Source organism: Rhizobium sullae (genome assembly GCF_900169785.1).
Taxonomy (GTDB): domain Bacteria; phylum Pseudomonadota; class Alphaproteobacteria; order Rhizobiales; family Rhizobiaceae; genus Rhizobium; species Rhizobium sullae.
Map to the genome: position 1 here is coordinate 1 of NZ_FWER01000022.1, position 24,002 is coordinate 24,002.

Genomic DNA, 24,002 nt, shown 5'->3' on the forward strand with positions numbered 1-24,002 from the left:
TGACCTTATCGGTGGATCCGGGAACAGCTACATAGCAACGCTGGTCGAGCGTCACTCGCGCTATGTGATGCTGATCAAGGTCGCCAATAAGGATACCGAAAGCGTGGTCTCTGCCTTGATCAGGCAGTCGCAGAAACTACCGGCCGAACTCTATCAATCACTGACCTGGGATCGGGGAAAGGAACTGGCCGACCACCAGCGACTGGCAATCGCCGCGGACGTTGAGATCTACTTCTGCGATCCTCGATCACCCTGGCAGCGCGGTTCGAATGAAAACACCAATCGGTTGCTGCGCCAATATCTCCCACGCGGCACCGACCTGTCCGTCCATAGCCAAGCCAAGCTCAGTGCTATCGCAAGGCAGCTCAACGAACGTCCAAGAAAGACCTTGCTTTATCAGACGCCCGCGGAGAGGTTTGCAGAGTGTGTTGCAGCGATCAGTTGAACTCACCGGCCGAAAGCAGACATCGTGGCGTCGCAAACTTTTTCTATTTCTCCGTCGATTTTGATCACGACCGCCAGGGATATCGTCAATGGGATGGGAAGCACTCGGGCAATGGGGTGAAGATGCGGTTCGCATCGAACCACTCACCGGCGGAGTTGCCAACGACGTGTGGAGCGTTCGCATCTACGGGCAGATCGCGGTCGGCCGTCTCGGCTCCAGGGCCGACGCTGATCTCGCATGGGAAACCGGGCTGCTCCAACATCTCGACCGTGAAGGGATGACCGTTCCAGTGCCGATTCCGACGATGGACGGCCGGCTGTTCGTGGACGGTCTCGTGGTCATGAGTTACATGGAAGGCGGACCGCCCGAGACGGAGACCGACTGGCGTCGCGTGGCCGACACGCTCCGCGAGCTGCATCGGCTGACGCAGGGCTGGCCGCAGCGCCCGGGCTGGCGATCGTCGAGCGACCTCCTGCATGCCGAAACCGGAACGAGGATCAACCTCACCGCGATGCCGCCCGAGGGCGTTATTCGATGTCGAGCAGCATGGGCGCGGCTAGTCGGACGCCAGACATGCGTTGTCCACGGCAACCCCAACAACCCCGGCAACGTCCGCATGACCGCAGATCGGATCGCGTTGATCGACTGGGATGAGTCACACGTCGACGTCCCCGACCTTGACCTGGTGCTACCCGGCAACGCTGCCGCTCTCGACGACGGCGCTCATGACATCGCCGCGCAAGCGTCAGCCGCATGGGAAGCCGCCGTCTGCTGGCAGGACGAGTACGCAGTCAAGCGGCTTGCCGAAGTTCGCCCGGTCTGAGTAGTTCAGCCGGATCGACGTTTCCCCAAGCCGACGGCCGTCGCGGGCCTTCGGCTGAAAAGCGCTGGAAGCAGAATGTCTGCTTGGGGTGGATGGAAGAACCATAGCGAACGTTGAACCCCGAAAGTCGGATGTCCTCAGTTGACACCGAAGCGGTTATTCCTGACGCCGCCCTTGCCGCGGCCGGCTACTGCTTCAGACAGCGCAAGCGCTGTAACCGCGAAATGGCATAGGGACGAAACCTGCATCAAGGTGCGCGGGTGAGGGTTAACGCTCGATCGACCAATCGGCGCGCAGTTCGTCGGCGCTCGCGGTTTCAAGGCCGCAAGCCTCGAGTGCGGCCGCAGCCGCAACGACCAGAGCAGCATTGTCGGTAGCTCTCACCCCGCTCGGCAGAACAAGATTGTTCTCGAAGCCGACGCGAGCATGACCGCCCAGCAGCGCACCTGCGGCAACGCATGCGGTCTCTTCCCGACCGAAGGCGCAGACCATCCAGTGCGCGAAGCGCGGACGGCCGTGAACAAGGAAGGCAAGCAGGTCGGCCGGCCGCGAAATCTGTCCCGGCGTATAGCGTCCGAGCACATAGAGTACCGGGACATCGTCGAATGGCACGAGCCCACGCTGCTGCATGACAGCCAGAGCGGACGCCTCCTCGGGCGTGTAGAGGATGATCTGAGGGGCGATCCGCTCGCGTTTCAGCCACGACAGGAAGTCCGCGAATGCGGTCTCAAGGGAGGCATCTGGGACCAGTTCGCGCAGCGCCAGCGACACCGCCTCGGGACGGGTGGCGCGCACCACCCCCATCTGCTCAGCCGGTTGGTATCGGCCGACGGCCTCGCTGGTGATCTGGATGACGAGCCGCTCGCCCACCGCATCGCGTATCGCTTTCGTCACCTCAAGGTAGGCGCCGGCGTCGAGCAAATGACCGCCCTCTCGATCACGGACATGCGCATGGATCATCGCGGCGCCCGCCTCGAGGCAGGCGGCTGCGGTGCTGGCCAGTTCCTTCGGGCCGATCGGCAGGGCGGGGTGGTCACTCTTGCCGCGCCGCCCGCCGTTCGGCGCAACGGCGATTGCCGTCGGCGCGATGAATCCCGGGCCGGCCGGGCTCGAATCAGCGGTCATGGATAGATACAGTCCACTTGTTTCAGTATTGCGTGATGTGTAACATATGTTTCATGATAGGTTCGCTCCAAATCGCGCCATCGTCAATCGAGGAAAGCATGACACGCATCCTGCACCGCCAGATCCACGCGACTCTGCCGGTCGCGAGTGGCGGCAAGGGCATCGAACTCTTCGACCACGATGGCCGCGCCTATATCGACGCGTCGGGCGGCGCGGCGGTTTCCTGCCTCGGCCACGGCCATCGCGACGTGATAGCCGCGCTCCACGCACAGGCCGATAAGCTCGCCTATGCCCACACCAGCTTTTTCACCAACGAGCCGGCTGAGACACTGGCCGACATGCTCATCACCGGCGCGCCCCAAGGCATAAGCCACGCCTATTTCGTTTCCGGCGGCTCTGAAGCGGTGGAAGCGGCGCTCAAGATGGCGCGCCAGTTTTTCGTCGAGACGGGCCGGCCAGAGCGGCGCAACGTCATCGCCCGCCGCCAGAGCTATCACGGCAACACGCTCGGAGCGCTCGCTGCCGGCGGCAACGAATGGCGCCGGGCGCAATTCCGCCCGTTGCTGATCGACACGCATCACATCGACCCATGCTATGCCTACCGCTACCGCGAAGCCGGCGAGAGTGAGGAGGCCTACGGCCTGCGCGCCGCCAAGGCGCTCGAGGACAAGATTCTCGAACTGGGGTCGGATACCGTCATGGCCTTCGTCGCGGAACCCGTCGTCGGCGCCACTGCGGGTGCGGTGCCGGCCGTTCCCGGCTATTTCAGGCGCATCCGTGAGGTCTGCGACAGCTACGGCGTGCTCCTGATCCTCGACGAGGTGATGTGCGGCATGGGTCGCACGGGAACGCTGCATGCCTGCGAGCAGGACGGCGTCGTGCCCGACCTGATGACAATCGCCAAAGGCCTCGGCGGAGGCTACCAGCCCATCGGGGCAGTGCTACTGTCACGTCGCATCTTCGACGCTTTCGCGGAAGGCTCCGGTTTCTTCCAACACGGCCATACCTACATGTGTCACCCTATGGCCTGCGCCGCAGCACTTGCCGTCCAAGAGGTCATCGAGCGTGATCGCCTGCTCGACAACGTCAAGGCGATGGGTGCCCATCTCGCCCGGCGCCTCAGTGAGCGCTTTTCCAACCACACCCATGTCGGCGACATCCGCGGCCGTGGCCTTTTCATGGGGCTTGAGCTGGTCGAGGACCGTTCGTCGAAAGAGCCGTTCGACCCAAGCCGCAAATTGCATGCGCGCATCAAGCGCGAGGCGATGGCGCGTGGCCTGCTGGTCTATCCGGCGGGAGGTACGATCGACGGCGCGCGAGGCGATCATGTGCTGCTTGCGCCGCCCTTCATTATCGACCGGGCGGCAATCGACACGATCGTCGAACGGCTTGGCGACGCCGTCGATGCGGCCGTCGCCTGAGCACAAGATCAATCCGGCATATATGCGCCCAACGCGGTCAGTACCGCCTCGGTCTGCCTGACCTTGGCCGCGCCCTTCGTCCCGCTGCGCGTCAGCATGGTTGCGGCAAGCGCCTCGACGGTCGCGACCGCCGCCGCCACCGACGGAAAGAACGATGGGCTGTCGACCGAAAAACGCAGGATCACGTCGGCGTCCCGCGTCAGGGGAGCCGCCATGCTGTCGACGATCGCCAGTACAGGCACGCCGCGGCGTCGCGCCACGTCGGTCACAAGACCGAGTTCCCGCGAATAGGGCTGAAAGCCGATCGCCACCACCGCCTCGCCCCTGTCGAGCGAGGCTAGTTCGGCTTCGAGGGCTCCGCCGTCGCTGCCGAGCAGTGTGACGTCGTTCCGGAACATGCGGCAAAGATAAACCAGGCAATGTGCCGGCGCGCGGCAGCTCCGGAACCCGACGACGCGAACACCCTTGGCTTTTTCAAGCAGGACGCATGCAGCCTCTACGTCGTTCGTTGAATTCGTCGTGGTGACTGCCGTGATATTGGCCGCCGTCGCGTTGACGGATTCGGCGAAGATCGTCTCCCGAGCCGATCTCAGCACCAGCGCGTCGGCTTTCGCCGCATAGGGCGAACTGCCCGATCGCAGCCTGTTCTCGAACGGCTCGCGCAGTTGCGCCCAATCGCCGAAGCCGAGACGGCGGGCGAGTCTTACGAAAGTGGTCGGCGTCACCTCAGAGCGGCTCGCCAGCACGCGCATCGAAACGAGCGCAACTTCGTCGGGATGATCGAGCAGGAAACGGGCTGCCTTGCGGAGCTCCGTGCTGAGCGACGGAAGCTCTTCCAGAATTTTGTCTTGTGCGGTCGCGAAGCTCGTCATCTCTCGATGTAACAAATATGCCCTTGCTTGATAAAGTGAACCAGTTGTAACGTAAGCCGAATGCGGTCGAACATGCAAACCTTATAGGCAGTATCGGCACGCCGGGAACAAGAAAGGGAGCACCAGATGAAAAATATAACCATGATCGGCCGTGCCACGCAGGCGGCGATGCTTGCGGGCGCGCTTCTGCTAGCCGGCGGTGCGTTTGCGCAGGAGCAACAATTCGTCACCATCGGCACCGGCGGCGTCACCGGTGTCTACTATGCCGCCGGCGGCGCCATCTGCCGCCTGCTCAACAAGGATCGCAAGACACACGGCATCCGTTGCTCGGTCGAATCGACCGGCGGATCGGCATTCAACGTGAACACGATCAAGGAAGGCGAGCTCGACTTCGGCATGGCGCAATCCGACGTCCAGTACAACGCCTTCAAGGGCGAGGAATCATTCAAGGAAGGCGGCGCCCATGCCGACCTTCGCGCGGTGTTCTCGATCCATCCGGAGCCGTTCACCGTACTGGCGCATCCGAACGCCGGCGTGACGAAATTCGAGGATTTCAAGGGCAAGCGTTTCAACGTCGGCAATCCCGGTTCCGGTACGCGTTCCTCGATGGAGCGCCTGCTCGGCGCCATGGGCTGGACGTTGGCTGACTTCTCGCTGGCATCGGAGCTGAAGGCCGACGAGCATGGCCCGGCGCTCTGCGACGGCAAGATCGACGGCTTCTTCTACGGTGTCGGTCATCCCTCCGCGAACATCCAGGACCCGACCACCACCTGCGCCGCCAAGCTGGTGCCGTTGACCGGCGAAGTGGTCGACAAGCTGGTCGCGGAAAATCCCTACTACGCCAAGGCAGTCATCCCGGGCGGTCTCTACGCGAACAATGCCGAGGACACTGAGACCTTCGGCGTGCTTGCCACGCTGGTCACGTCGGCCAAGGTTCCCGAAGAGAGCGTCTATCAGTTGACCAGGGCGGTGTTCGAGAATTTCGACGAGTTCAAGTCGCTGCATCCGGCCTTCGCCAATCTCGATCCGCAAAAGATGGTCAGCGAGGGAAATTCCGCGCCGCTGCATCCGGGCGCCGAAAAATACTTCAAGGAGAAGGGCTGGCTCAAGTAGGCTTCGCGACCTGACGACAGAGCGGCGAGTTCGGGGGAACTCGCCGGCGGCATCCGCAACAGGAGGGCGTCATGAGCGACGCGAAGAAGCAGCCGGCCGACGTTAATCTTGAAGTTCTAGAACAGCTCGTTGCGGAGGCTGATACGGGTGGCCGACATCCGGGCGGGACCGTCGGTCGAATCCTGCTCTGGGTTGCGGTTGCCTGGTCGCTATTCCAGCTCTGGTACGCTTCGCCTTTGCCATTCGTGTTCGGCTTCGGCATCCTCAATGACACCGAAGCGCGCGCCATCCATCTCGGCTTCGCGCTGTTGCTGACCTTCCTCGCCTATCCGGCTCTGAAATCCTCGCCCCGCGATCGCCTGCCGCTGCTCGACCGGGTTCTGGCGGTCGTCGGCGCCTTTGCCGGTTCCTATCTGTTTCTCTTCTATGTCGAGCTTTCCGGCCGGCCCGGCCAGCCGACCACGCTCGATCTCGTCACCGGCACCGTCGGCATCCTGTTGCTCCTCGAGGCGACGCGTCGCGCTCTCGGCCTGCCGATGGTGGTCGTGGCCTGCGTCTTCATCTTCTACACCTTTGCCGGCCAGTCCATGCCGGATGTGATCCAGCATCGCGGCGCATCGCTCACCAAGTTTCTCAATCATCAATGGCTGACCACTGAAGGCGTCTTCGGCATCGCGCTTGGCGTGTCGACGAGCTTCGTCTTTCTCTTCGTCCTGTTCGGCACGCTTCTGGAAAAGGCCGGCGCCGGGAACTGGATGATGCAGATATCCATCGCGCTACTCGGCCATTTGCGCGGTGGCCCGGCGAAGGTCGCCGTGGTTTCATCGGCTCTCAACGGCGTCGTGTCCGGCTCGTCCGTCTCCAATGTGGTTTCAGGTGGCATCTTCACGATCCCGTTAATGAAACGCACCGGCCTTTCCGGGGTCAAGGCGGGCGCCATCGAGGCTTCGGCCTCGATCAACGGCCAGATCATGCCGCCCGTCATGGGCGCGGCCGCCTTCCTGATGGTGGAATATGTCGGGATTCCCTATTCGGAGATCGTCAAGCACGCGCTGTTGCCTGCGGTCTTCTCCTATCTCGCGCTACTCTACATGGTCCATCTGGAAGCGATAAAGATGGACCTGAAGACCATCCCGCAGCGTCCGACGCCGGCAAGGGAACGGATTCTGCGGATGGGACTCGGACTGTGCGGCAGCGTTCTCGCCGTGTGTATCGTCTATTATGGCATCGTTGCTATCCAAGCCGTCTTCGGTGTGGCCGCGCCGCCGGTGCTCGCAATTGGTGGCGTAGCTCTCTACACCGCCTCCGTCTGGTATTCCTCCCGCTATTCGGATCTCGCGCTCGACGATCCGAACGCGCCAATCCTGGAACTGCCGCGCGCCTGGGACGTAACGCGGACGGGGCTGGATTTTCTTATCCCGATCGCTGTGCTTCTTTGGTGCCTGATGGTCGAGCAAATGTCGCCCGGCCTCTCGGCGTTCTGGGCGACCGTGTCGATCCTCGCCATCGTCGCCACGCGCAAGCCGCTGATGGCAATATTCCGCAACGAAGACCTCGCCGCCTCGGTGCGTGCCGCCTGGGACGACCTGATCGACGGGCTGGCGCTCGGCGCTCGCAACATGATCGGCATCGGTATCGCCACGGCCACCGCCGGCATCGTCGTCGGCACGATCACGCTGACCGGTCTCGGTCTGATGATGACGGAACTCGTTGAGTTCGTCTCCGGCGGCAACGTCATCCTGATGCTGATCCTCATCGCCGCGATCAGCCTTGTGCTCGGCATGGGCATCCCGACCACCGCAAACTACATTTTGGTCGCGACGCTGATGGCGCCAGTCGTGGTCGATCTCGGCGCGCAGGCCGGATTGCCTATCCCGCTGATCGCGGTCCACCTCTTCGTCTTCTACTTCGGCATCATGGCCGACATCACCCCGCCCGTAGGGCTGGCGGCCTTCGCGGCGGCGGCGATTTCCAAGGAGGATCCGATCGCCACTGGCTTCCAGGGCGCGCTCTATTCGTTGCGCACGGCGATCCTGCCGTTCGTCTTCATCTTCAATCCAGCAATACTGCTGATCGGAGTCGAAACCTGGCCCCAGACGATCTTGGTGGCGACGGCCTCCTTGATTGCCATCCTGCTGTTCGCTGCCGCAACGATGAACTGGTTCGTGACGAAAAGCCGCCTCTGGGAAAGCGCAGCCCTGCTTCTAATCTGCTTTACCCTGTTTCGGCCGGACTGGTGGCTCAATCAGGTATCGCCGCCTTACGAGGAGTTGCCGGCGAGCGAGTTCCTGACGGCAGTCGCGCAGACGCCAGCCGATGGGCGCATTAATTTCGTCGTTGAGGGTGTAGATCTGATGGGCGACGACGTCCGCAAGACCGTAAACGTCCCGCTCGGCGAGCCAGGCGAACCCCTGGAGCGGCTGCGCGGCATCGGTCTCACCATCACGCAAGCGGGCGACGCGCTGATGATCAGCAATGTCGATTTCGGTTCCTATGCCAAACGCATCGGGCTGGATGTCGGATATGACGTCATCGCCGTGCTCAGAAGGGCCGACCAGCCCTCGAGCCTTATTCCGATCGGCCTGGCGCTTGCTGCGACCGCTGGCGTTGCCGGCCTGCAGTTTGCGCGGGTGCGCAGACAGGCTGCCATGCCAGGGCGCTGAACCCGGCTCAGTCGGCGGTCGGACGACCTTGACGCTCCGCGAGCGGTCGGCGATGTCCGCTTTTTTTGAATGAGCGGAACGTTGGAACGACTGCCATTGGGCGCGATCGGCCGATGCCGCGGTCGCCTGTCACGACCCGCCTATTTCCGAACATTTTCTAAGATTTTCTAATTGAGATTGCAGCCGGAAGATGATCCTATACGATCCACGTAGCTGACTTTCTCGCTCCTCCCGACATTTGATCGAGTGGCCCATGTCGATTTCAGATGCGATCTACCGTCCCTTCGAGACGCTGATCCGGCCGCTCGATATTCCCTACCGACCACTGCCTTCCAAGGGGCCTGTGACCGTCCTTCTGCATTTCATCTCGATGTTCCGCGGCGTTCTGATCGTCTTGGCGCTTGCCTCCATGGCGATGGAGGCAATCAACCTGACGATCGTCTGGGGGCTTTCGGTCATCATCGACGGCGTGACGCAAAGGGCGCGTCTGACTTCCTGCACAGCGAACGGCCGCTTCTTACTTTCCTCGGGCTTTTGATCTTTCCGGGCATGCCGGTCGCCTCGTTTCTTACGAACACCCTCACCTCGCATACGCTCGGTGTCGGCATGCCGGCCGCCATCCAATGGCAGGGTCACAAGGCAGTGGAAAGGCAGGATCTTGCCTTCTTTCACGATCTCTTTGCCGGACAGGTCGCCTCGCGCCTGTCGCAGGTGGCGTCCGCCGTCCAGCAGCAGATCATCGCCGCCTTCCAGTCCATTCCGCGCTTTCTGCTGCAGATGGTCGGCTCCGTAATCCTGCTTACGAGCCTGTCCTGGCAGCTCGCCCTGCCGGTCGTCGTCTGGATCGCGCTCAATGTGGCGCTCGCCGTCAAGATGGCGCCAGTCTTCGCCGAACGCTCGCGCCGCACCGCCAAGCAGCGCAGCCTCGTCGCCGGCGCCATTACCGATCTCTACACCAACATGCAGATGATCAAACAGTTTGCGGCCGAAGACAGTGAAGCGGGCGCCATCCGCCACATCATTCAGAAGGCCATGCACACGCAGCACAGGGAACAACGCATCTACCGCACGTCGGAACTGACTGTCGTAGCGCTCAATATGGCGCTCTGGCTGGCGATGCTTTCGATCGGTTTTTCGGGCCTCGTCAACGGCTTTTTGACAGTCGGCGAGTTCGTCGGGGCGGTCTACATCCTCCAACGGCTGTCCGGGCACACCTTCACCTTCCTGCAGATGGGCCAGCAGATCTTCCAGGCGATCGGCACCATCAAGGACGCCATGCCGGTGATGACGACGCCGCCTACCATCACCGACCGGCCGGCCGCCACCGAACTGGCGGTCAGCCGCGGGGAGATCCGTTTCGAAAATGTCCGCTTTGCCTACAGGTCCGGCACGCCGGTGATCGATGAGCTGTCGTTGACGGTCCGGCCCGGTGAGAAGGTCGGCCTGGTCGGCCTCTCCGGGGCCGGCAAGACCACGCTGGTGAGCCTGCTGCTGCGCTTCTACGACATACGGGACGGCGCGGTCTTGATCGATGGACAGGACATCCGCGCGGTGACGCAGGCAAGCCTTCGCCGCAATATAGGGGTCATTGCTCAGGACGTCGCGCTGCTGCACCGTTCGGTCGGCGACAATATCCGTTACGGCCGGCCCGAGGCGACACAGGGTGAGATCGAACAGGCGGCGAAGATGGCAAGAGCCGATGCGTTCATTGCCGACCTTGCGGACGGCGAAGGGCGCAAGGGCTATGACGCCTTTGTCGGCGACCGCGGCATCAAGCTCTCCGGCGGCCAACGGCAGCGCGTGGCGATCGCCCGCGTTCTGCTGAAGGACGCCCCGATCCTCGTGCTGGATGAGGCGACTTCCGCCCTCGACAGCGAATCTGAGGCCGCCATTCAGGAAAAGCTCAACCTGGTGATGGAGGGAAAGACGGTCGTTGCCATCGCACACCGCCTTTCAACCATCGCCAGGATGGACCGGATCGTCGTGCTCGATCAGGGGCGCATCGTGTCAGAAGGCAGGCCCGACGAACTGGTCGAACGGGATGGCCTTTTTGCCCGTCTGTGGATACGCCAGACCGGTGGCTTTATTCCTGAAGAAATCAATTAATCTAATGGGTTATCCCGTTCGCGCAGGTAGACACTTCTAATGGTATCTCGAGGCGGGCGGATTTCATTCCCAAAAAGGTCGGCGGAGCGGTCCTCGGGCCGGAGTGAGCGCAAAATCAACAAGCTATCTCGCGTCAGGTGGTAGCAGGGCCTGATTGGCCCACAGTTGTTTTCGGATTTGCGTGGCAACGCGACCTTAGTAAGGCGAGCATCTGGCTCAAAAACAGACTTATCCCTGGAAGGCAGTCCGCCCCTGCGTCAGGACACCACTTCGTCCTGACGCAGCTGGATCAGCGCCCTCGCCGCAGCTTTCCCCGCCGCGAGCATGCGATCTGATAATTCCGTCCCTTCCACTGCGCGGGCCAGTTGCAGCGAGCCGATGAGCGTCGCAAAGACGCCCAGTGCCACGCCGTCCGGATCCTTGGCCTGGGGAAGTGCGGCAGACAACTGGCGCACCAAAGACAGTAAGTGGTCGGTATAGACCTCGCGCGTTTCGGGTGGCTGGCGCGCGAGCTCCGGCAGCAGCGCGGCAGAAGCGCAGCCCTTTCCCGGATTGTCCCGGTGCTCAGCTGACAGATACGCCTCTATGGCCATCTCCGGGCCAAGAGAGGCCAGTGCTTCCGCAAGTTGCTGCGACTGGAGCTCCATAGCTGCCACCACGCTTTCACGCACAAGCTCCGCCTTGGAGTGAAAGTGCGGATAGAAGGCCCCGTTCGTAAGTCCGGCGTCGCCCATGATGGTTGCCAGTCCGGACGCAGCTATGCCGTCACTCCGAAATCGGTCGGCGGCGACCTCCATGATCCGGCCGCGTGACGCGTCCTTTCGGCCCTTTTCGTAGCGCATGGCTGCTATTCCTTTCTGCTATTGCATTATGCTCATAATCCTATATTACAAGTGTAATGCAATTAACGCGAAAAAGCTAGCCCTCACGATTTTGGAGCACGAAATGAAGACGAATTCGGGAAAGACGGCGCTCGTGACCGGAGCCTCCTCGGGTATCGGCCGTGCCAGCGCCGAGGCACTGGCGCGGGCTGGGTTTACGGTTTTCGGGACAAGTCGGCGCGCGGTCGGCAACAGCCCAGACGGGGTGACCATGCTGGTTTGCGACGTAACCGACGGCGAGTCGGTCGCATCACTGGTTTCGACGGTACACTCGCAGACCGGCCGTATTGACCTCCTGGTCAACAATGCCGGCATCGGCATGCGTGGAGGCGCCGAGGAATCCTCGGTCGCGCAGGTGCAGGCCCTGTTCGACGTCAATCTGTTCGGCGTCATCCGCATGACCAATGCGGTGTTGCCGGCGATGCGGCGGCGCGGTGGAGGGCGCATCATCAACATAGGTTCGATCCTGGGATTGGTCCCCGCGCCATACTCGGCTCACTACTCGGCCGCCAAGCACGCGCTCGAGGGCTATTCGGAATCCCTCGATCATGAGGTTCGTGCCTTCAACGTTCGTGTCTCGGTTATCGAGCCGGCATTCGTCCGTACCGTCTTCGACCAGAACGGCATCGAGCCGGATTCCGTGTTGAAAGAATACGATCGGGCTCGAGCCGGGGTCGACGCGCTCCTTCGCGATGTGATGCCGAAAGCCGACCGGCCGGAGATAGTTGCGGATGTGGTCGTGAAGGCCGCGACCGATGCCCGTCCGCGACCGCGCTATACCGCCGGCAAGGCTGCGCGGCAGGTCAGCCTCCTGCGCCGCTTTGCCCCCGTGGGGATATTCGACAAGAGCCTGCGCAAGCAGTTCCGCTTACCGGTCTGAACAACAGCGAGGCAGAAGATTTCACGCACATGCGACTAGCACCACAAACACAATTGCCAGGCCCTACAGGACGGAGGTGCCACGCATGACGCATACATTCAATCAGTCGCCCCGTTCACGGACCTTGTTCCAGGACACGCCAACTCGCACTGTCGATGTCGGCGGCACGGCATTTGTCTACCGGGAGGTCGGGCCTAATAGGGGCGTGCCGGTGATCCTGCTCAACCATCTCGCTGCTCAGCTGGACAATTTTGATCCCCGCATCGTCGACGGCCTCGCTGCGACCCGGCGGGTGATTGCCTTCGACAATCGCGGCATCGGTGCTTCGGGTGGCAAAACTCCGTCGACCATTTCCGAGATGGCGCGGGATGCGGTCGCCTTTATCCGGGCGTTGGGGTTCGAGGAAGTCGACCTCTTCGGCTTTTCACTCGGCGGCTTCGTGGCGCAGGAGATTGTGCTGACTGAGCCTAAGCTTGTGCACAAACTCATCCTGGCTGGCACGGGGCCGGCCGGTGGGGAAGGCATCGACAAGGTGACGCCGCTGACGATCATGGACATGATCAAGGGCGCGCTGACTTTTCGGGATCCGAAGTACTATCTCTTCTTCACAAGGACGACGAATGGGCGCCGCGCCGCCAAGGCATTTTTGGAACGGCTGAAAGAGCGCCGCACCGACCGGGATGGGGCGATATCGCTGAGCGCGTTCGGCGCGCAACTCAAAGCGATCAAGGCCTACGGACTGCAGGCACCGCAAAATCTGAACGCCATCCGCGTTCCTACTTTGGTTGCGAATGGCGACCAAGACAAGATGGTGCCGAGCAGCAATACCTACGATCTCGCCCGGCGTATCCCGGGGGCGCATCTGGTTATCTACCCGGATGCGGGGCATGGCGGGGTATTTCAGAACTTCGCCGATTTCGTCCCGAGAGCTCTGTCCTTCCTTGAGGCTGAGGCACTCCCGCAGGGCGGCTATGCAGCTGAAAATATTCGGCTTGTTTCGTCCCAAAACACCAACAGATTCTCTTAGAAAGTTACTGCCATGAAGGCGTTCGTTGTCGATAAGTATAATAAAAAGGGCATTCTGCGGCTGGCCGAGATGCCGGAGCCCGAGCTTCAGGACCACGATGTCTTGGTCGAGGTCCATGCGGCAGGGGTGAATCTGCTGGATTCAAAGATCAGAACAGGCGAATTTAAGCTCATCCTTCCCTATCGCCGACCCTTCATCCTGGGCCACGATGTGGCTGGGATGGTGGTCCGGGTGGGATCAAACGTCCGCAAATTCAAGCCCGGTGACGAAGTCTACGCGCGGCCGCGCGATGGCCGGATAGGAACGTTCGCCCAATCGATCGCCATCAATGAAGCTGACGTCGCCTTGAAGCCCCAGAACCTCAGCATGGAAGAGGCGGCCTCGATCCCGCTGGTCGGTCTAACTGCCTGGCAGACGCTCGTCGAAAGGGCAAAGCTGAAGAAGGGACAGAAAGTCTTCATTCAGGCCGGCTCCGGCGGCGTGGGAACATTCGCCATTCAACTGGCAAAGCAGCTCGGCGCGACCGTTGCGACGACAGCGAGCGCAGCGAGTGCCGATCTGGTCAAGGGTCTTGGCGCCGATGTCGTCGTCGACTACAGGAAAGACGACTTCGAGAACGTCCTGTCGGGCTACGATGTCGTCTTGAACAGCCAGGATACCAGAACGCTTGAAAAATCCCTGAATGTGCTGAAGCCGGGTGGGAAGCTCATCTCCATCTCCGGTCCCCCGGATCCCGAATTTGCCAAGGAGCAGGGACTGAACCTGGTGCTGCGGTTGATACTGCACCTATTAAGCCGCGCTATTCGGATCAAGGCCAAGCACCGTGGCGTGAGATATTCTTTCCTTTTCATGTGGGCGCAGGGTGATCAGCTGAGCAAAATCACGTCCCTTATAGAATCGGGAGCGATCCGCCCGGTTGTCGATCGGGTCTTTCCATTTGAAGCGACCAACGAGGCTCTGGCTTACGTCGAAACAGGACGTGTCAAGGGCAAGGTCGTCATCAAGGTCAGATAACAATTTCCTTGTTTTTGTGGGGATGCAAGACGGCCTCGCTTGATGTCCACCCATGGCGTATCTGGCCCCAGGAACCGGAGCGGGACGGTGCCAAAACGACCTCGAAGAAGCTCGTGTTATCCGGCACCGTCCGTGATTTTTTATATTTGAGATGAGTAGGAAAGCTTGGGATACCAATCTGCCGGACGCCCTTCCGGCGTGGTATCGAGTACCGTCCAGATCGGCATGGGGTCGGGCGCACCACGCGGATCCTGTCCCGGATCGGCCGTCACCTGTCCCATTTCTTCGCTCCAGAAGTGGCGTATCGTGCCGTCGCGCCGGGTGAAGACATTGAACGCGGCATCATCGTTGCCGCCTTCTCCGAGCGCGCGATAGTCCCGGCTGTAGGCGCCATCAATGTCCGAATAAAGCGGCAGATAGCGCCAGCCGCGCTCCTTCTTGAACGACAGCAGCCTTTCGATGGGCGAGCGAGCAACGACCGCGAGCGCTACCCGTTGCTGCATGTCGGGCACTTCACCGTCCCAGGCAGAGAGCAAGCATGTGCACATAGGACAAGGACGCTCCCGTTCGGGACCGAACATGTAGCTGTAGACAACCAATGTATCCTTGTCGGCGAACAGGTCTTTCAATGTCACGGGACCGCTATTTCCCTGAAACCTATATTCCTTCTTCACCTCGCCTCCAGGCGGAAGAGCGCGCCTCTGCTCGGCGACGCGCTCGATGTGGCGGCGCAACTCGATTTCTTCGGCAAGCAGAACATCTCGCGCACGCCGATAGTCTTCACTTTCATTTGGAAATCGCGCACCGTTTCTGCGGGCGAGTTCGATTGCGGGTGTCAGCCGCTGATGATCGGTCATAATATCCTCCGTCGATCTGATCATGAGAGAGGAGCCGTCTGCCGTCTCCCCCAGGCTATTGAACGCAAGGCACCGGCCGTCATTCGAATGACGGTCTGGAACTTGAGCGTTCGCCTGTTCAAGGACGATCGACGGGCGCCGAAATCGACAGCGCTGCGGATAATGTTTGCCTGTCCTTGCGAAAAAGATTGGCCGCCCCGGCTTCGAGACTTGGTCTAAACGCGCCGATAGGACGATAGTATGCGGAACCTGCCGATCAACCCGGTGGAGTTCGGATCTCGAAGGTGTGTTCCTTACCCGGGAAACGGCGGTTTCGGACATCGTCGGCATAAGCGCTTGCCGCGTCTTCGATCGCCTGTGCGAGACCGGCATAGCGCTTGACGAATTTGGGCGTGAAATCCGTGAACATGCCCAGCATGTCTTCCGCAACCAGGATCTGGCCGTCGCAGGCCGGTGACGCGCCGATGCCGATGGTCGGCACGTGGATTGCGGCGGTCACCTCGTGCGCCAGGGGCTCGACCATACCCTCGATGACGACGGCAAAAGCACCGGAACCGCCGACCGCTCTGGCATCCCGCCTGATCTTGGCGGTCTCGCTTTCGCAGTGGCCGAGTGAGCGATAGCTGCCGGCCGTGTGCACCTGCTGCGGCATCAGCCCGATATGCCCGCAGACCGGCACGCCGCGGGCGGTCAGGAAGGCGATGGTCTCGACCATCTCCTCGCCGCCCTCCAGCTTGACGCCGTCGCAACCGGTTTCCTGCATGATCCGCACGGCGCTTCGAAAAGCCTGTTCCTTCGATTCCTGATAGCTGCCGAAGGGCAGATCGACGATCACGCAGGCTCGTATGACGCCGCGCATGACCGCCTGGCCGTGGGCGATCATCATGTCGAGCGTAACGGAAATCGTGCTCGGTAGGCCATAAAGCACCATGCCGACGGAATCGCCGACCAAAAGCAGGTCGCAATGGGCATCAAGGGCGCGCGCCATCGGTGTCGTATAAGCGGTCAGGCAGACGATCGGCGCTGAGCCCTTCATGGACTGGATGCGAGACGGTGTCAGCCGTTTTTGGCCAGAAGCCTTGCTCATCACGCAGCCCTCGACTGGGTTTGGCGCTGGCGGCCGACGACCCTGTTGTCGAGAAGCCTGGTCGTGCCGATCCGCACGAAGAGGGCGACAAGTGCTGGCCGATCGCGCAGCGTTTCGAGCGGCTTTAGGGTCATCGGATCGCGAACGGCGACGACTTCAGCCACGGCGAGCGGCTCGCGTGCAATGAATGCGGCCAATGCGGCCTCGAGCACCCGCGGATCATCGGTTCCCTCGCTGTAAAGCCGTTCAGCCTCGTCAAGTGCCTTTGGAACGATCACTGCAGCGGCACGCTCCTCAGCTGTCAGGTAGCTGTTTCGCGACGAAAGCGCCAATCCGTCGGCTTCCCGCACGGTCTCGACGGCAACAACGCGAACCGGCAGGGCAATATCCTCGACCATCCGTTTGATGATCACGACTTGCTGGTAGTCCTTTTTTCCAAAGTAGGCCGCATGCGGCTGAACGATATTGAAAAGCTTGGTCACGACGGTCGCGACACCGGCAAAATGTCCGGGCCGCACGGAACCCTCCAACTCGCTACCAAGCGACGGTACGTCCACGATTGTCTGCATCGGCCGCGGGTACATCTCCTCGACGCTTGGGGCGAAAAGAATTTCAACGCCGGCGGCAGAGAGCATTGCGCTGTCCCTTTCGAGGTCTCTCGGATATCGCGTGAGGTCTTCGTTCTGGCCGAACTGCAGCGGATTGACGAAGATGGAGACGACGACGGCATCGTTCTCGCTGCGGGCATGCGCGACCAGTTCCATATGCCCGGCATGAAGGAACCCCATCGTCGGGACGAACCCGAGCGTCCGGCCTTCATTCTTGATCGCCGCGATGTGCTCCCGCAGTTCGGCAATCCTTGTTACGACACGCATCCTTCACCTCCCCAGAAAGCGGTGGCGGATAGAAGTTGATTTCGCGCGAAGCGTCAACTCACTGCTTAAGATAATATCGATTAGACGCTCATGAAACTGATTTCAGGCAATAACGAGCGGAGCTGCCTTCCAGAGAGTGCGGTTCACAAGCTGAGACTTCAACTTCGTTGCCGCGCTAGACCGATTTCCTGGGACGTCCACCCTTGGCACCGTTTGCGCGGCTTGCTGCGATTTTTGCGGGAGAACGGGATTGTCCGCCGCGTCGCTGAGCCTCCATAAAGGCCTTTGTGCCGAATACTCCATTCATGAGGCCGGAAATCGTATAATCCGCGTCGAGGCTTTCCCAATGCAGTCCCGTTTCGCCCAACAATTCGACCTCAGCAAGCTCTGCAGCCGTTGCTTCTTCCAGGCCCTGTAGAGATCGTGCCGGGAACATGAAAGCGGCCCCGTTCGTAAACTCGACAACGATCCGCTCCGAGGAACTATCGAAACGGACTGACGCCGGAATAGGCCTTTGAGCGCGTTCGACCTCCCAACGCCGCTTCGCTTGCGTCAGTTCTGCATCCGTGATCTCAGCCATGATACTTTCTCCAGGTCTCGAGGAATAATTCCTGGTTCTCTTCGATAACCGCAACGGCGCGCCTAACGTCTCTATCAGACATCCTGCCTTGTGTGATCACTTTCAGATTGACGATATCGATCCGTGCCTCGCCTTCGCCTACTACATGGGCATGCGGAGGCTCGTGGTCAGCAGTGTAGATGACAAAGCGCAGGCCATCTTGCCGGATTACTGTAACCATGAGAGACAATAACCTAACAACTTAGGTATTTCAAGATCAGGCTGCTCTATCCTGACGGCAATTGCTACGCGACAGCGTTTTGCCGGGCGACGAAGTCCGCGAGATGCGGCACGTAATCCTCAGGACCGCTGCCGCCACCTGCGACTGCCGCAGCATAGGAATTCTTCACCGCACTTGCGAGTGGCGTGGCAACCATCGCGTCATTCGCCATGGATTCCAAATATTTCAGATCCTTGTAGGCATTCGAAAGGGTGAAGCGATGGGCATTCCGGTTGCCTTCCAGGGCGTAGCCCATGAAGGTCTGGTAAAATCCGCTGTCCATGCGCCCACCGCGAATGACGCTGTCGAAGCGTTCGACCGAAATCCCAACCTTCCGGGAAAGTGCCAGCGCTTCGGCGAAGAGCGCGCCCATGCCCAAGGCGATAAAATTGTTGAGCAGTTTCATGCGATGGCCGTCGGCGACCCCTCCGATATGGACGATCCTCGCCGCCCAGGTCGATATCACCGGCTGAATCCGCTCGAACGTCGCGTCATCCGCGCCGACCATGCAATCCAGCGTGCCCTCCCATGCCTCCTTCGGCGTCCGGCTGAGCGGTGCGTCGGCAAAGTGAACATTCTGTGCAGCGAGCGTTTCGGCCAGACGAACGGTCACCGTCGGGTCGCCTGTCGAACAGTCGACAATGACGGTTTCCGGGGCAAGAGCCGGCCGCATTTCCTCGATGACGGCGGACACTTCCTTCGAGCTTGTGAGGCATAGAAAGATCATGGTCGAATTTTTTGCGAGATCGATGAGAGAGCTTGCCTCCCTGGCGCCGCGCCTCAGCAGATCCTCGACCGGCTTGCGATTGCGGTGAGCGATCACCGTCAGGGGCAAGCCTTTTTCGACGATGTTCTTCGCAATGCCATGCCCCATCAGTCCAACACCGACAAAGCCGACTTTTTCCTCTAATTCAGCCATTGCTCTCTCCCATTCATTCGTTGTGACGTTCCGCCGTCGACGCGGCCTAAGGAAGGTTGAAGCGCTTGCGCAAGTCGTCCACCTGTTCTGCGGTCAGCATCCTTTTGGCGTGATGCTGCAGCATGAGAAAAAGCTTCGCGGTTTCTTCAAGCTCTTCGGCAGCGAACTGGGCATTTGCAAGCGTCGTGCCGGCAACGACCGGCCCGTGATTGGCAAGCAACATGGCGTGATGGCGCCCGGCGAGCGACCGGACTGCATCTGCGAGCGCCATATCGCCGGGTGCGAAATAGGGAACAAGCGGCAAGCGCCCGACGCGCATGACGTAATAGGCAGTCAGAGGCGGCAGGACGTCCTCAGGATCGATGTCGCTCAGGATGCTGACGGCGGTTGCGTGGCTTGAATGGAGGTGGACGACGGCACCGGCATCGTTGCGTTCGCCATACATCGAAAAATGCAGGAACGCCTCCTTGGTCGGCGCATCACCCGACAGGAGCTTGCCCGACGCGTCGAAGAGGGAAAGGCGGGCCGGATCGAGCGAACCCATCGAGGCATTGGTCGGTGTCATCAGCCACCCGCCCTCGGAAAGACGCACCGAAATATTGCCGGTCGAGCCGGAAGTCAGCCCGCGTTCGAAAAGCGACTGCCCCGCGCGGCAGATCTCCTCGCGCAGGCGATTGATCTCATGCATCTGGAGCCTCCGTTTCAAGCAGCGCCCATGCCTTCTGGAAAAAATCGGGGGCGCCGAAATTGCCGGACTTCAATGCAAGCACAATATCTGGACCGCCGATGCTGCGGGTCCATGGCACGCCCGGATCAATTTCAGGGCCGATCGAAAGCGCCTTGATCTCGAGCGCATTGATCACGGCGCCCGATGTTTCCCCGCCGGCAACGAGGAAACGGGTAAAACCCTTCTGCAAAAGCCGCCGTGCGACATCGGCCAACGTCTGCTCGACAAGCGCTCCGGATTCATGCCTCCCCATGCTAGCCTGGATTCTCAGAAGCTCCTCCGGACTGGCGCTGGAATAGATCAGCGGTGCACGGTCACTCGCCTGCGCGATCGCCCAGTCGGCAATCTGCGCCGCGCTCTGGCTTCCATCTGCAATCGCCGAAATATCAAGCCGCAGAGCCGCAGCGCCGGCGTTGCGGGCGACTTCTATCTGCCCACGGGTCGCAAGCGAGCAGGATCCGGCAAGGATAACCGCTCGCCCGGCCGGCGCCGTGATGCGGGTCATGGCCTTTCGGACCGCCAATTTTCCTCGTTTCCTGAAATTGCCCGGCAATCCCATGGCAATCCCGGATCCGCCCGTGACAAGCTTCATGCCGTCGCATGCAGCACCGATCGCCCGCAGATCGGTGTCCGACAACGTGTCGACGACAAGGATGCGCTTACCGGCCGCCTCATGCCGCGCAAAGGCCGCCCGGATGGCGGTCTCCCCTCTGGCGATCACCGGCCAATCGACGAGACCGACCGGACGCCTTGTCTGCCGCTGTAGCACGCGGACGAGGTCGGGATCTTCCATCGGCGTCAACGGATGATCCTTCAGCGGGCTTTCCGACAGAAGCCGGTCACCGACAAAAAGGTGACCCTTGTAGACGGTGCGGCCCGTCGCGGGAAAGGATGGGCAGGCAATCGTCAGTCCGCCACCGGTCAGGTCCTGAAGCGCGTCGGCGACTGGCCCGATATTGCCGTCATCGGTGGAATCGAATGTCGAACAGTATTTGAAGAGCAGTTGCTCTGCGCCGGCAGCGAGCAAATTGCGTGCCGCTGCGACCGAATCCCTGACGGCATCCTCGGACGGCGCCGTTCTTGACTTGAGCGCGACGACCACCGCATCGGCATCCGCAAAAAGAGCACCCTCTTCCGGCAAGCCGATCAGCTGGATGGTTCGCATGCCCTCACGCGACAGCATGAGGCACAGATCGGTGGCTCCAGTGATATCGTCGGCTACTGCGCCAATAAGCATCATCCCTCCTCGCTCTGCCGTTGTTCACACTTTTCCCACGAACTGCATGTGGAAGTCCGGGCAAAAATAAGAACTTGCAATCCGTTTCACCGATAAGCTAACCATAGAGTGGCAGCGCTGTCATTACTTTTCCGCGGGTCACACTTCAAGCCGAATTTGGCGCGTGGAAGGAACAGAACAATGGATCTCGAACATGAGCGAACGGACAAATTCTAAGGTCTGCGTCATCGGTCTTGGATCGATGGGTTTTGGCGTGGCGTCGTCGCTGCTGAAAAAAGGCTTTGAGACCAGCGGCTACGACATCAGCGCGGAGACTATGACCCGCTTCTTACAGGACGGCGGACGGGCGGCGGCAAGTCCGGCCGAGGCGGCTGACGGCGCCGACATCGTCATCACGGTGGTCGTCAACGGCGCTCAGACCGAAGCCGTGTTATTCGGCGAGAACGGAGCCGCCACTAAAATGCCGAAGGGCGGCACGATCCTGTCCTTTGCAACCATGCCGCCACAGACGGCCGAGGATCTGGCGCAGCGCGCCCGCGACCTCGGTCTGAACTATATTGACGGGCCTATCAGCGGCGGCGCAAAACGCGCCGCTTCCGGGGAACTCACGGTGATGGCCTCCGGACGGCCCGAGGCTTTCAACCATGCGCGCCCGGTGCTTAACGCAATCGCCATGAAGGTCTACGAACTCGGAGACCGTCCCGGCATCGGATCGTCTTTCAAGATCGTCAACCAACTCTTGGCCGGAGTTCATATCGCGGCGGCCTGCGAGGCGATAACCTTTGCCAAGGCGCTCGGCCTCGATATCGACAAGGTCTATGAGGTCATTACGGCGTCTGCGGGCAATTCCTGGATGTTCGAAAACCGGGTTCCGCACGTCCTGCAGGGCGATTATTCCCCCCAGAGCGCCGTTGACATCTTCACAAAGGACCTCGGTATCGTGTCGGACCTTGGACGTGGACTGAAGTTTCCGCTTCCCATCACCTCCACGGCGTTGCAAATGTTCATCATGACGGCTGCAGCCGGCATGGGCCGGGACGACGACACCTCCGTCGCGAGGCTGATTGCCAAGGTGACAGGCATCGAGCTTCCCGGCGGACCGGAGGTCACCTGATGCCGCAATTTGCCGCAAATCTTACAATGATGTTCAACGAGGTTGCATTTCTGGAGCGGTTTGCGGCAGCCGCCATGGTGGGATTCACCGCTGTGGAATTCCTCTTTCCCTATGACCATGCGCCGGAGGTTATCGGCGAGCGCCTTCGGGAAAACGGGCTCACACCGGCGCTCTTCAATATGCCGCCCGGAAACTGGCAGGCCGGTGAACGCGGCCTAGCTGCACTCGACGGCCGCCAGAACGAGTTTCGGGCGTCCGTTGATGTTGCCCTGCGGTATGCCCGAAGCACCGGTGTCCGCCGGCTGCATGTCATGAGCGGCCTGGGGTCGCGCAAGGATGCGGCCGCGGTTGCGATTTACCGCAATTCTCTGACATATGCCTGCGACCGGGCGGGCGAGGACGGCATCGACATTGTCATCGAGCCAATCAATCCGCGGGACATGCCGGGGTACTTTCTCAACGACTTCGACTTTGCCGCCGATACTATCAGTGCATTGGATAAGCCAAACCTGAAGCTTCAATTCGACATTTATCATCGTCAGATCATTCACGGCGACGTGCTCACCGCGCTTCGGCGGCTGATGCCGATCATCGGCCATGTGCAGATCGCTTCTGTGCCGCTGCGCAATGAGCCGGCGACAGGTGAGCTTGACGATTTTCGTCTGCTGAGAGAGCTGGATATCCTTGGCTACAAAGGCTTTGTCGGCTGCGAATATCGCCCCGCAGGCAACACAGTGGCCGGACTTGGCTGGATTGACGCGTTTCGCAGCCAGTGAATGCAAGCGCTGCTGCAAAAGCGTAAACTGCGCCAACGAGACGCCGTAACGTTGCATTTCGGCGCCTGCGCCCCGCAAGGCCGGGGCGCCTCATATAAGGGCCGCGCAGTATCAATAGACGGCCTGCTTGCGGGCAAAGGGGCACGAGGAATCCATGCAGCAGAAGCAGCGCCTGCCGGCGAGGAAAAGCAAGGTAACCGTCAAGGATATCGCGCTCCGCGCCGGGGTGGGCGAGTCGACCGTCTCGCGGATCATTCGCAACAAGGGTCCCGTGGCCGAAGAAACGCGCCAGCGGGTGATGGAGGCTGTACGGGCGACAGGCTATGTGCCCAACCGGATCGCCGGCTCACTCGCCTCGCTCGACTCACACCTGGTCGGCGTCGTCGTGCCGTCGCTCTCCAACATCGTCTTTCCGGAGGTTCTGCAAGGCGTTCACGCCGCTCTGCGTGGCAGCGACTACCAGCCCGTCATCAGCATCACGGGCTACGACATCGATCTGGAGGAAACGATCGTTCGCGGACTGCTGTCATGGAAACCCGCAGCCATCCTGATCGCTGGTTTCGACCATACCCCGGCAACCCACCGCATGCTTAGTGAAAGCGGCATCCGTATCGTCGAGATGATGGACATCGATTCGACGCCGATCGATATTGCCGTCGGCATGTCGCATCGGCGTGCCGGCTACGCCACCGGCCAGTACCTTGTCGAGCGCGGATACCGCCGGTTCGGATATGCCGGACATGACTGGAAAGCGGACAGGCGTGCGCGGCTGCGCTATGACGGCATTTGCGACGCCCTGCGCAACGCGGAATTGGGAATTGCGGCCCACGCGATAGCCGAAGGGCCAAGCTCCGTCGGTGCCGGACGGGAGATGACGGCACGTCTTTGCGCTGAGCCGGCGAAACTGGACGCAATCATCTATTCGAACGACGATATGGCAGTCGGCGGCGTCTTCCATTGCCTGGGTGCCGGAATTCGCGTGCCGGACGATCTTGCCGTTTTTGGCTTCAACGGCTTGGATATCGGCCGCGAATTGCCGCAGCCTCTGTCGACGGTGCGCTCCAACCGCTTCCTGATCGGCCGCACATCGGTGGAAAAGGCCTTCGAAACGCCTGAACGGCCGCAAACGAAATCCATCGTCGATACCGGCTTCGAAATTTTCCCCGGCGCCACGGCTTAAGACGGTGAAGTCCGCGATGTT

At 61.0% G+C, this 24,002-nt stretch carries 21 protein-coding genes and 2 pseudogenes; 12 read left to right on the plus strand and 11 right to left on the minus strand.

All coding sequences use genetic code 11. The features are described 5' to 3' along the window. Together BN1800_RS19975 and BN1800_RS19980 are read left to right on the plus strand one after the other, a co-directional pair. Window positions 1-445 (plus strand): IS30 family transposase (locus BN1800_RS19975; RefSeq protein ID WP_143534024.1); only part of this gene is annotated, 445 nt, incomplete at its 5' end. Window positions 446-533: 88 nt separating this feature from the next. Then, window positions 534-1,268 carry a phosphotransferase enzyme family protein gene (locus BN1800_RS19980; protein ID WP_087000414.1) on the plus strand — a complete coding sequence of 245 codons (735 nt, stop codon included), beginning with the start codon at window positions 534-536 and terminating at the stop codon, window positions 1,266-1,268. Between the two features lie 267 nt (window positions 1,269-1,535). On the opposite strand, the gene BN1800_RS19985 is transcribed toward BN1800_RS19980, so the two are convergent. Beyond that, complete coding sequence (locus BN1800_RS19985; RefSeq protein WP_087000416.1) at window positions 1,536-2,393, minus strand: beta-keto acid cleavage family enzyme; 858 nt, start codon at window positions 2,391-2,393, stop codon at window positions 1,536-1,538. A gap of 98 nt (window positions 2,394-2,491) precedes the next feature. On the opposite strand from BN1800_RS19985, the gene BN1800_RS19990 reads away from it, so the two are divergent. Next, window positions 2,492-3,814: an aspartate aminotransferase family protein gene (locus BN1800_RS19990; protein WP_087000418.1), complete on the plus strand. Its 1,323-nt coding sequence runs from the start codon at window positions 2,492-2,494 to the stop codon at window positions 3,812-3,814. Window positions 3,815-3,822: 8 nt separating this feature from the next. On the opposite strand, the gene BN1800_RS19995 is transcribed toward BN1800_RS19990, so the two are convergent. After that, entirely contained in the window at window positions 3,823-4,686 is an 864-nt protein-coding gene (locus tag BN1800_RS19995) for a MurR/RpiR family transcriptional regulator (RefSeq protein ID WP_087000420.1), read from the minus strand. Between the two features lie 126 nt (window positions 4,687-4,812). Between BN1800_RS19995 and BN1800_RS20000 the strand changes: the two genes are divergently transcribed. The 3 genes and pseudogenes from BN1800_RS20000 to BN1800_RS20010 all read left to right on the plus strand — a co-directional run bounded on the left by BN1800_RS20000 (window position 4,813) and on the right by BN1800_RS20010 (window position 10,568). Beyond that, on the plus strand, window positions 4,813-5,799 hold the full coding sequence (locus tag BN1800_RS20000) for a TAXI family TRAP transporter solute-binding subunit (RefSeq protein WP_143534026.1): 987 nt from the start codon (window positions 4,813-4,815) through the stop codon (window positions 5,797-5,799). A gap of 182 nt (window positions 5,800-5,981) precedes the next feature. Further along, window positions 5,982-8,462 (plus strand): TRAP transporter permease, encoded by a 2,481-nt coding sequence (locus tag BN1800_RS20005; RefSeq protein WP_244564570.1) that lies wholly within the window; start codon window positions 5,982-5,984, stop codon window positions 8,460-8,462. 253 nt (window positions 8,463-8,715) lie between these two features. Beyond that, window positions 8,716-10,568, plus strand: a pseudogene (locus BN1800_RS20010) (ABC transporter ATP-binding protein). A gap of 257 nt (window positions 10,569-10,825) precedes the next feature. On the opposite strand, the gene BN1800_RS20015 reads toward BN1800_RS20010, so the two are convergent. Beyond that, window positions 10,826-11,410: a TetR/AcrR family transcriptional regulator gene (locus BN1800_RS20015; RefSeq protein ID WP_087000424.1), complete on the minus strand. Its 585-nt coding sequence runs from the start codon at window positions 11,408-11,410 to the stop codon at window positions 10,826-10,828. 103 nt (window positions 11,411-11,513) lie between these two features. Here BN1800_RS20015 and BN1800_RS20020 point away from each other — a divergent pair, with 103 nt between their 5' ends. The 3 genes from BN1800_RS20020 (at window position 11,514) to BN1800_RS20030 (ending at window position 14,370) form a co-directional block, all read left to right on the plus strand. After that, window positions 11,514-12,329, plus strand: a complete 816-nt coding sequence (locus BN1800_RS20020) for an oxidoreductase (protein ID WP_087000425.1) — start codon at window positions 11,514-11,516, stop codon at window positions 12,327-12,329. 85 nt (window positions 12,330-12,414) lie between these two features. Continuing rightward, on the plus strand, window positions 12,415-13,356 hold the full coding sequence (locus BN1800_RS20025; protein ID WP_087000428.1) for an alpha/beta fold hydrolase: 942 nt from the start codon (window positions 12,415-12,417) through the stop codon (window positions 13,354-13,356). Between the two features lie 12 nt (window positions 13,357-13,368). Further along, the gene (locus tag BN1800_RS20030) at window positions 13,369-14,370 is read left to right on the plus strand and encodes an NADP-dependent oxidoreductase (RefSeq protein ID WP_087000429.1); all 1,002 of its coding nucleotides are present in this window, start codon (window positions 13,369-13,371) and stop codon (window positions 14,368-14,370) included. Window positions 14,371-14,510: 140 nt separating this feature from the next. Here BN1800_RS20030 and BN1800_RS20035 read toward each other — a convergent pair whose 3' ends face one another. The 8 genes and pseudogenes from BN1800_RS20035 to otnK all read right to left on the minus strand — a co-directional run bounded on the left by BN1800_RS20035 (window position 14,511) and on the right by otnK (window position 20,914). Then, the gene (locus tag BN1800_RS20035; protein ID WP_087000431.1) at window positions 14,511-15,227 is read right to left on the minus strand and encodes a DUF899 family protein; all 717 of its coding nucleotides are present in this window, start codon (window positions 15,225-15,227) and stop codon (window positions 14,511-14,513) included. Between the two features lie 256 nt (window positions 15,228-15,483). After that, on the minus strand, window positions 15,484-16,314 hold the full coding sequence (gene panB, locus BN1800_RS20040; protein WP_087000433.1) for a 3-methyl-2-oxobutanoate hydroxymethyltransferase: 831 nt from the start codon (window positions 16,312-16,314) through the stop codon (window positions 15,484-15,486). Beyond that, complete coding sequence (panC, locus tag BN1800_RS20045; protein WP_087000435.1) at window positions 16,314-17,189, minus strand: pantoate--beta-alanine ligase; 876 nt, start codon at window positions 17,187-17,189, stop codon at window positions 16,314-16,316. Before panC ends, panB begins: the two co-directional genes overlap by 1 nt. Window positions 17,190-17,364: 175 nt before the next feature. Further along, window positions 17,365-17,769, minus strand: coding sequence for a DUF2442 domain-containing protein (locus tag BN1800_RS20050; protein WP_087000437.1), 405 nt, complete (start codon window positions 17,767-17,769; stop codon window positions 17,365-17,367). Beyond that, window positions 17,762-17,989: a DUF4160 domain-containing protein gene (locus BN1800_RS20055; RefSeq protein ID WP_087000440.1), complete on the minus strand. Its 228-nt coding sequence runs from the start codon at window positions 17,987-17,989 to the stop codon at window positions 17,762-17,764. The genes BN1800_RS20050 and BN1800_RS20055 overlap by 8 nt, the downstream gene beginning before the upstream one ends. A gap of 64 nt (window positions 17,990-18,053) precedes the next feature. Further along, window positions 18,054-18,971, minus strand: a pseudogene (locus BN1800_RS20060) (NAD(P)-dependent oxidoreductase); the annotation flags it as partial. Window positions 18,972-18,993: 22 nt separating this feature from the next. Next, window positions 18,994-19,635 carry a 3-oxo-tetronate 4-phosphate decarboxylase gene (gene otnC, locus BN1800_RS20065; RefSeq protein WP_087000444.1) on the minus strand — a complete coding sequence of 214 codons (642 nt, stop codon included), beginning with the start codon at window positions 19,633-19,635 and terminating at the stop codon, window positions 18,994-18,996. Continuing rightward, entirely contained in the window at window positions 19,628-20,914 is a 1,287-nt protein-coding gene (otnK, locus tag BN1800_RS20070; protein ID WP_342210311.1) for a 3-oxo-tetronate kinase, read from the minus strand. The genes otnC and otnK overlap by 8 nt, the downstream gene beginning before the upstream one ends. 190 nt (window positions 20,915-21,104) lie before the next feature. Here otnK and ltnD point away from each other — a divergent pair, with 190 nt between their 5' ends. From ltnD to BN1800_RS20085, 3 genes are all read left to right on the plus strand, one after another. Then, a complete protein-coding gene (ltnD, locus tag BN1800_RS20075) occupies window positions 21,105-22,025 on the plus strand; it encodes an L-threonate dehydrogenase (protein WP_087000446.1) in 921 nt (306 codons plus the stop codon). Then, window positions 22,025-22,801: a 2-oxo-tetronate isomerase gene (otnI, locus tag BN1800_RS20080; protein WP_087000448.1), complete on the plus strand. Its 777-nt coding sequence runs from the start codon at window positions 22,025-22,027 to the stop codon at window positions 22,799-22,801. The genes ltnD and otnI overlap by 1 nt, the downstream gene beginning before the upstream one ends. A gap of 154 nt (window positions 22,802-22,955) precedes the next feature. Beyond that, window positions 22,956-23,981 carry a LacI family DNA-binding transcriptional regulator gene (locus BN1800_RS20085; RefSeq protein ID WP_087000450.1) on the plus strand — a complete coding sequence of 342 codons (1,026 nt, stop codon included), beginning with the start codon at window positions 22,956-22,958 and terminating at the stop codon, window positions 23,979-23,981. Window positions 23,982-24,002 lie beyond the last annotated feature (21 nt).

Coding starts and splice junctions, on each gene's coding strand:
- BN1800_RS19980 (WP_087000414.1), top strand. CDS start 534: ATGGGATGGGAAGCACTCGGGCAATGGGGTGAAGATGCGGTTCGCATC.
- BN1800_RS19985 (WP_087000416.1), bottom strand. CDS start 2,393: ATGACCGCTGATTCGAGCCCGGCCGGCCCGGGATTCATCGCGCCGACG.
- BN1800_RS19990 (WP_087000418.1), top strand. CDS start 2,492: ATGACACGCATCCTGCACCGCCAGATCCACGCGACTCTGCCGGTCGCG.
- BN1800_RS19995 (WP_087000420.1), bottom strand. CDS start 4,686: ATGACGAGCTTCGCGACCGCACAAGACAAAATTCTGGAAGAGCTTCCG.
- BN1800_RS20000 (WP_143534026.1), top strand. CDS start 4,813: ATGAAAAATATAACCATGATCGGCCGTGCCACGCAGGCGGCGATGCTT.
- BN1800_RS20015 (WP_087000424.1), bottom strand. CDS start 11,410: ATGCGCTACGAAAAGGGCCGAAAGGACGCGTCACGCGGCCGGATCATG.
- BN1800_RS20020 (WP_087000425.1), top strand. CDS start 11,514: ATGAAGACGAATTCGGGAAAGACGGCGCTCGTGACCGGAGCCTCCTCG.
- BN1800_RS20025 (WP_087000428.1), top strand. CDS start 12,415: ATGACGCATACATTCAATCAGTCGCCCCGTTCACGGACCTTGTTCCAG.
- BN1800_RS20030 (WP_087000429.1), top strand. CDS start 13,369: ATGAAGGCGTTCGTTGTCGATAAGTATAATAAAAAGGGCATTCTGCGG.
- BN1800_RS20035 (WP_087000431.1), bottom strand. CDS start 15,227: ATGACCGATCATCAGCGGCTGACACCCGCAATCGAACTCGCCCGCAGA.
- panB (WP_087000433.1), bottom strand. CDS start 16,314: ATGAGCAAGGCTTCTGGCCAAAAACGGCTGACACCGTCTCGCATCCAG.
- panC (WP_087000435.1), bottom strand. CDS start 17,189: ATGCGTGTCGTAACAAGGATTGCCGAACTGCGGGAGCACATCGCGGCG.
- BN1800_RS20050 (WP_087000437.1), bottom strand. CDS start 17,769: ATGGCTGAGATCACGGATGCAGAACTGACGCAAGCGAAGCGGCGTTGG.
- BN1800_RS20055 (WP_087000440.1), bottom strand. CDS start 17,989: ATGGTTACAGTAATCCGGCAAGATGGCCTGCGCTTTGTCATCTACACT.
- otnC (WP_087000444.1), bottom strand. CDS start 19,635: ATGCATGAGATCAATCGCCTGCGCGAGGAGATCTGCCGCGCGGGGCAG.
- otnK (WP_342210311.1), bottom strand. CDS start 20,914: ATGATGCTTATTGGCGCAGTAGCCGACGATATCACTGGAGCCACCGAT.
- ltnD (WP_087000446.1), top strand. CDS start 21,105: ATGAGCGAACGGACAAATTCTAAGGTCTGCGTCATCGGTCTTGGATCG.
- otnI (WP_087000448.1), top strand. CDS start 22,025: ATGCCGCAATTTGCCGCAAATCTTACAATGATGTTCAACGAGGTTGCA.
- BN1800_RS20085 (WP_087000450.1), top strand. CDS start 22,956: ATGCAGCAGAAGCAGCGCCTGCCGGCGAGGAAAAGCAAGGTAACCGTC.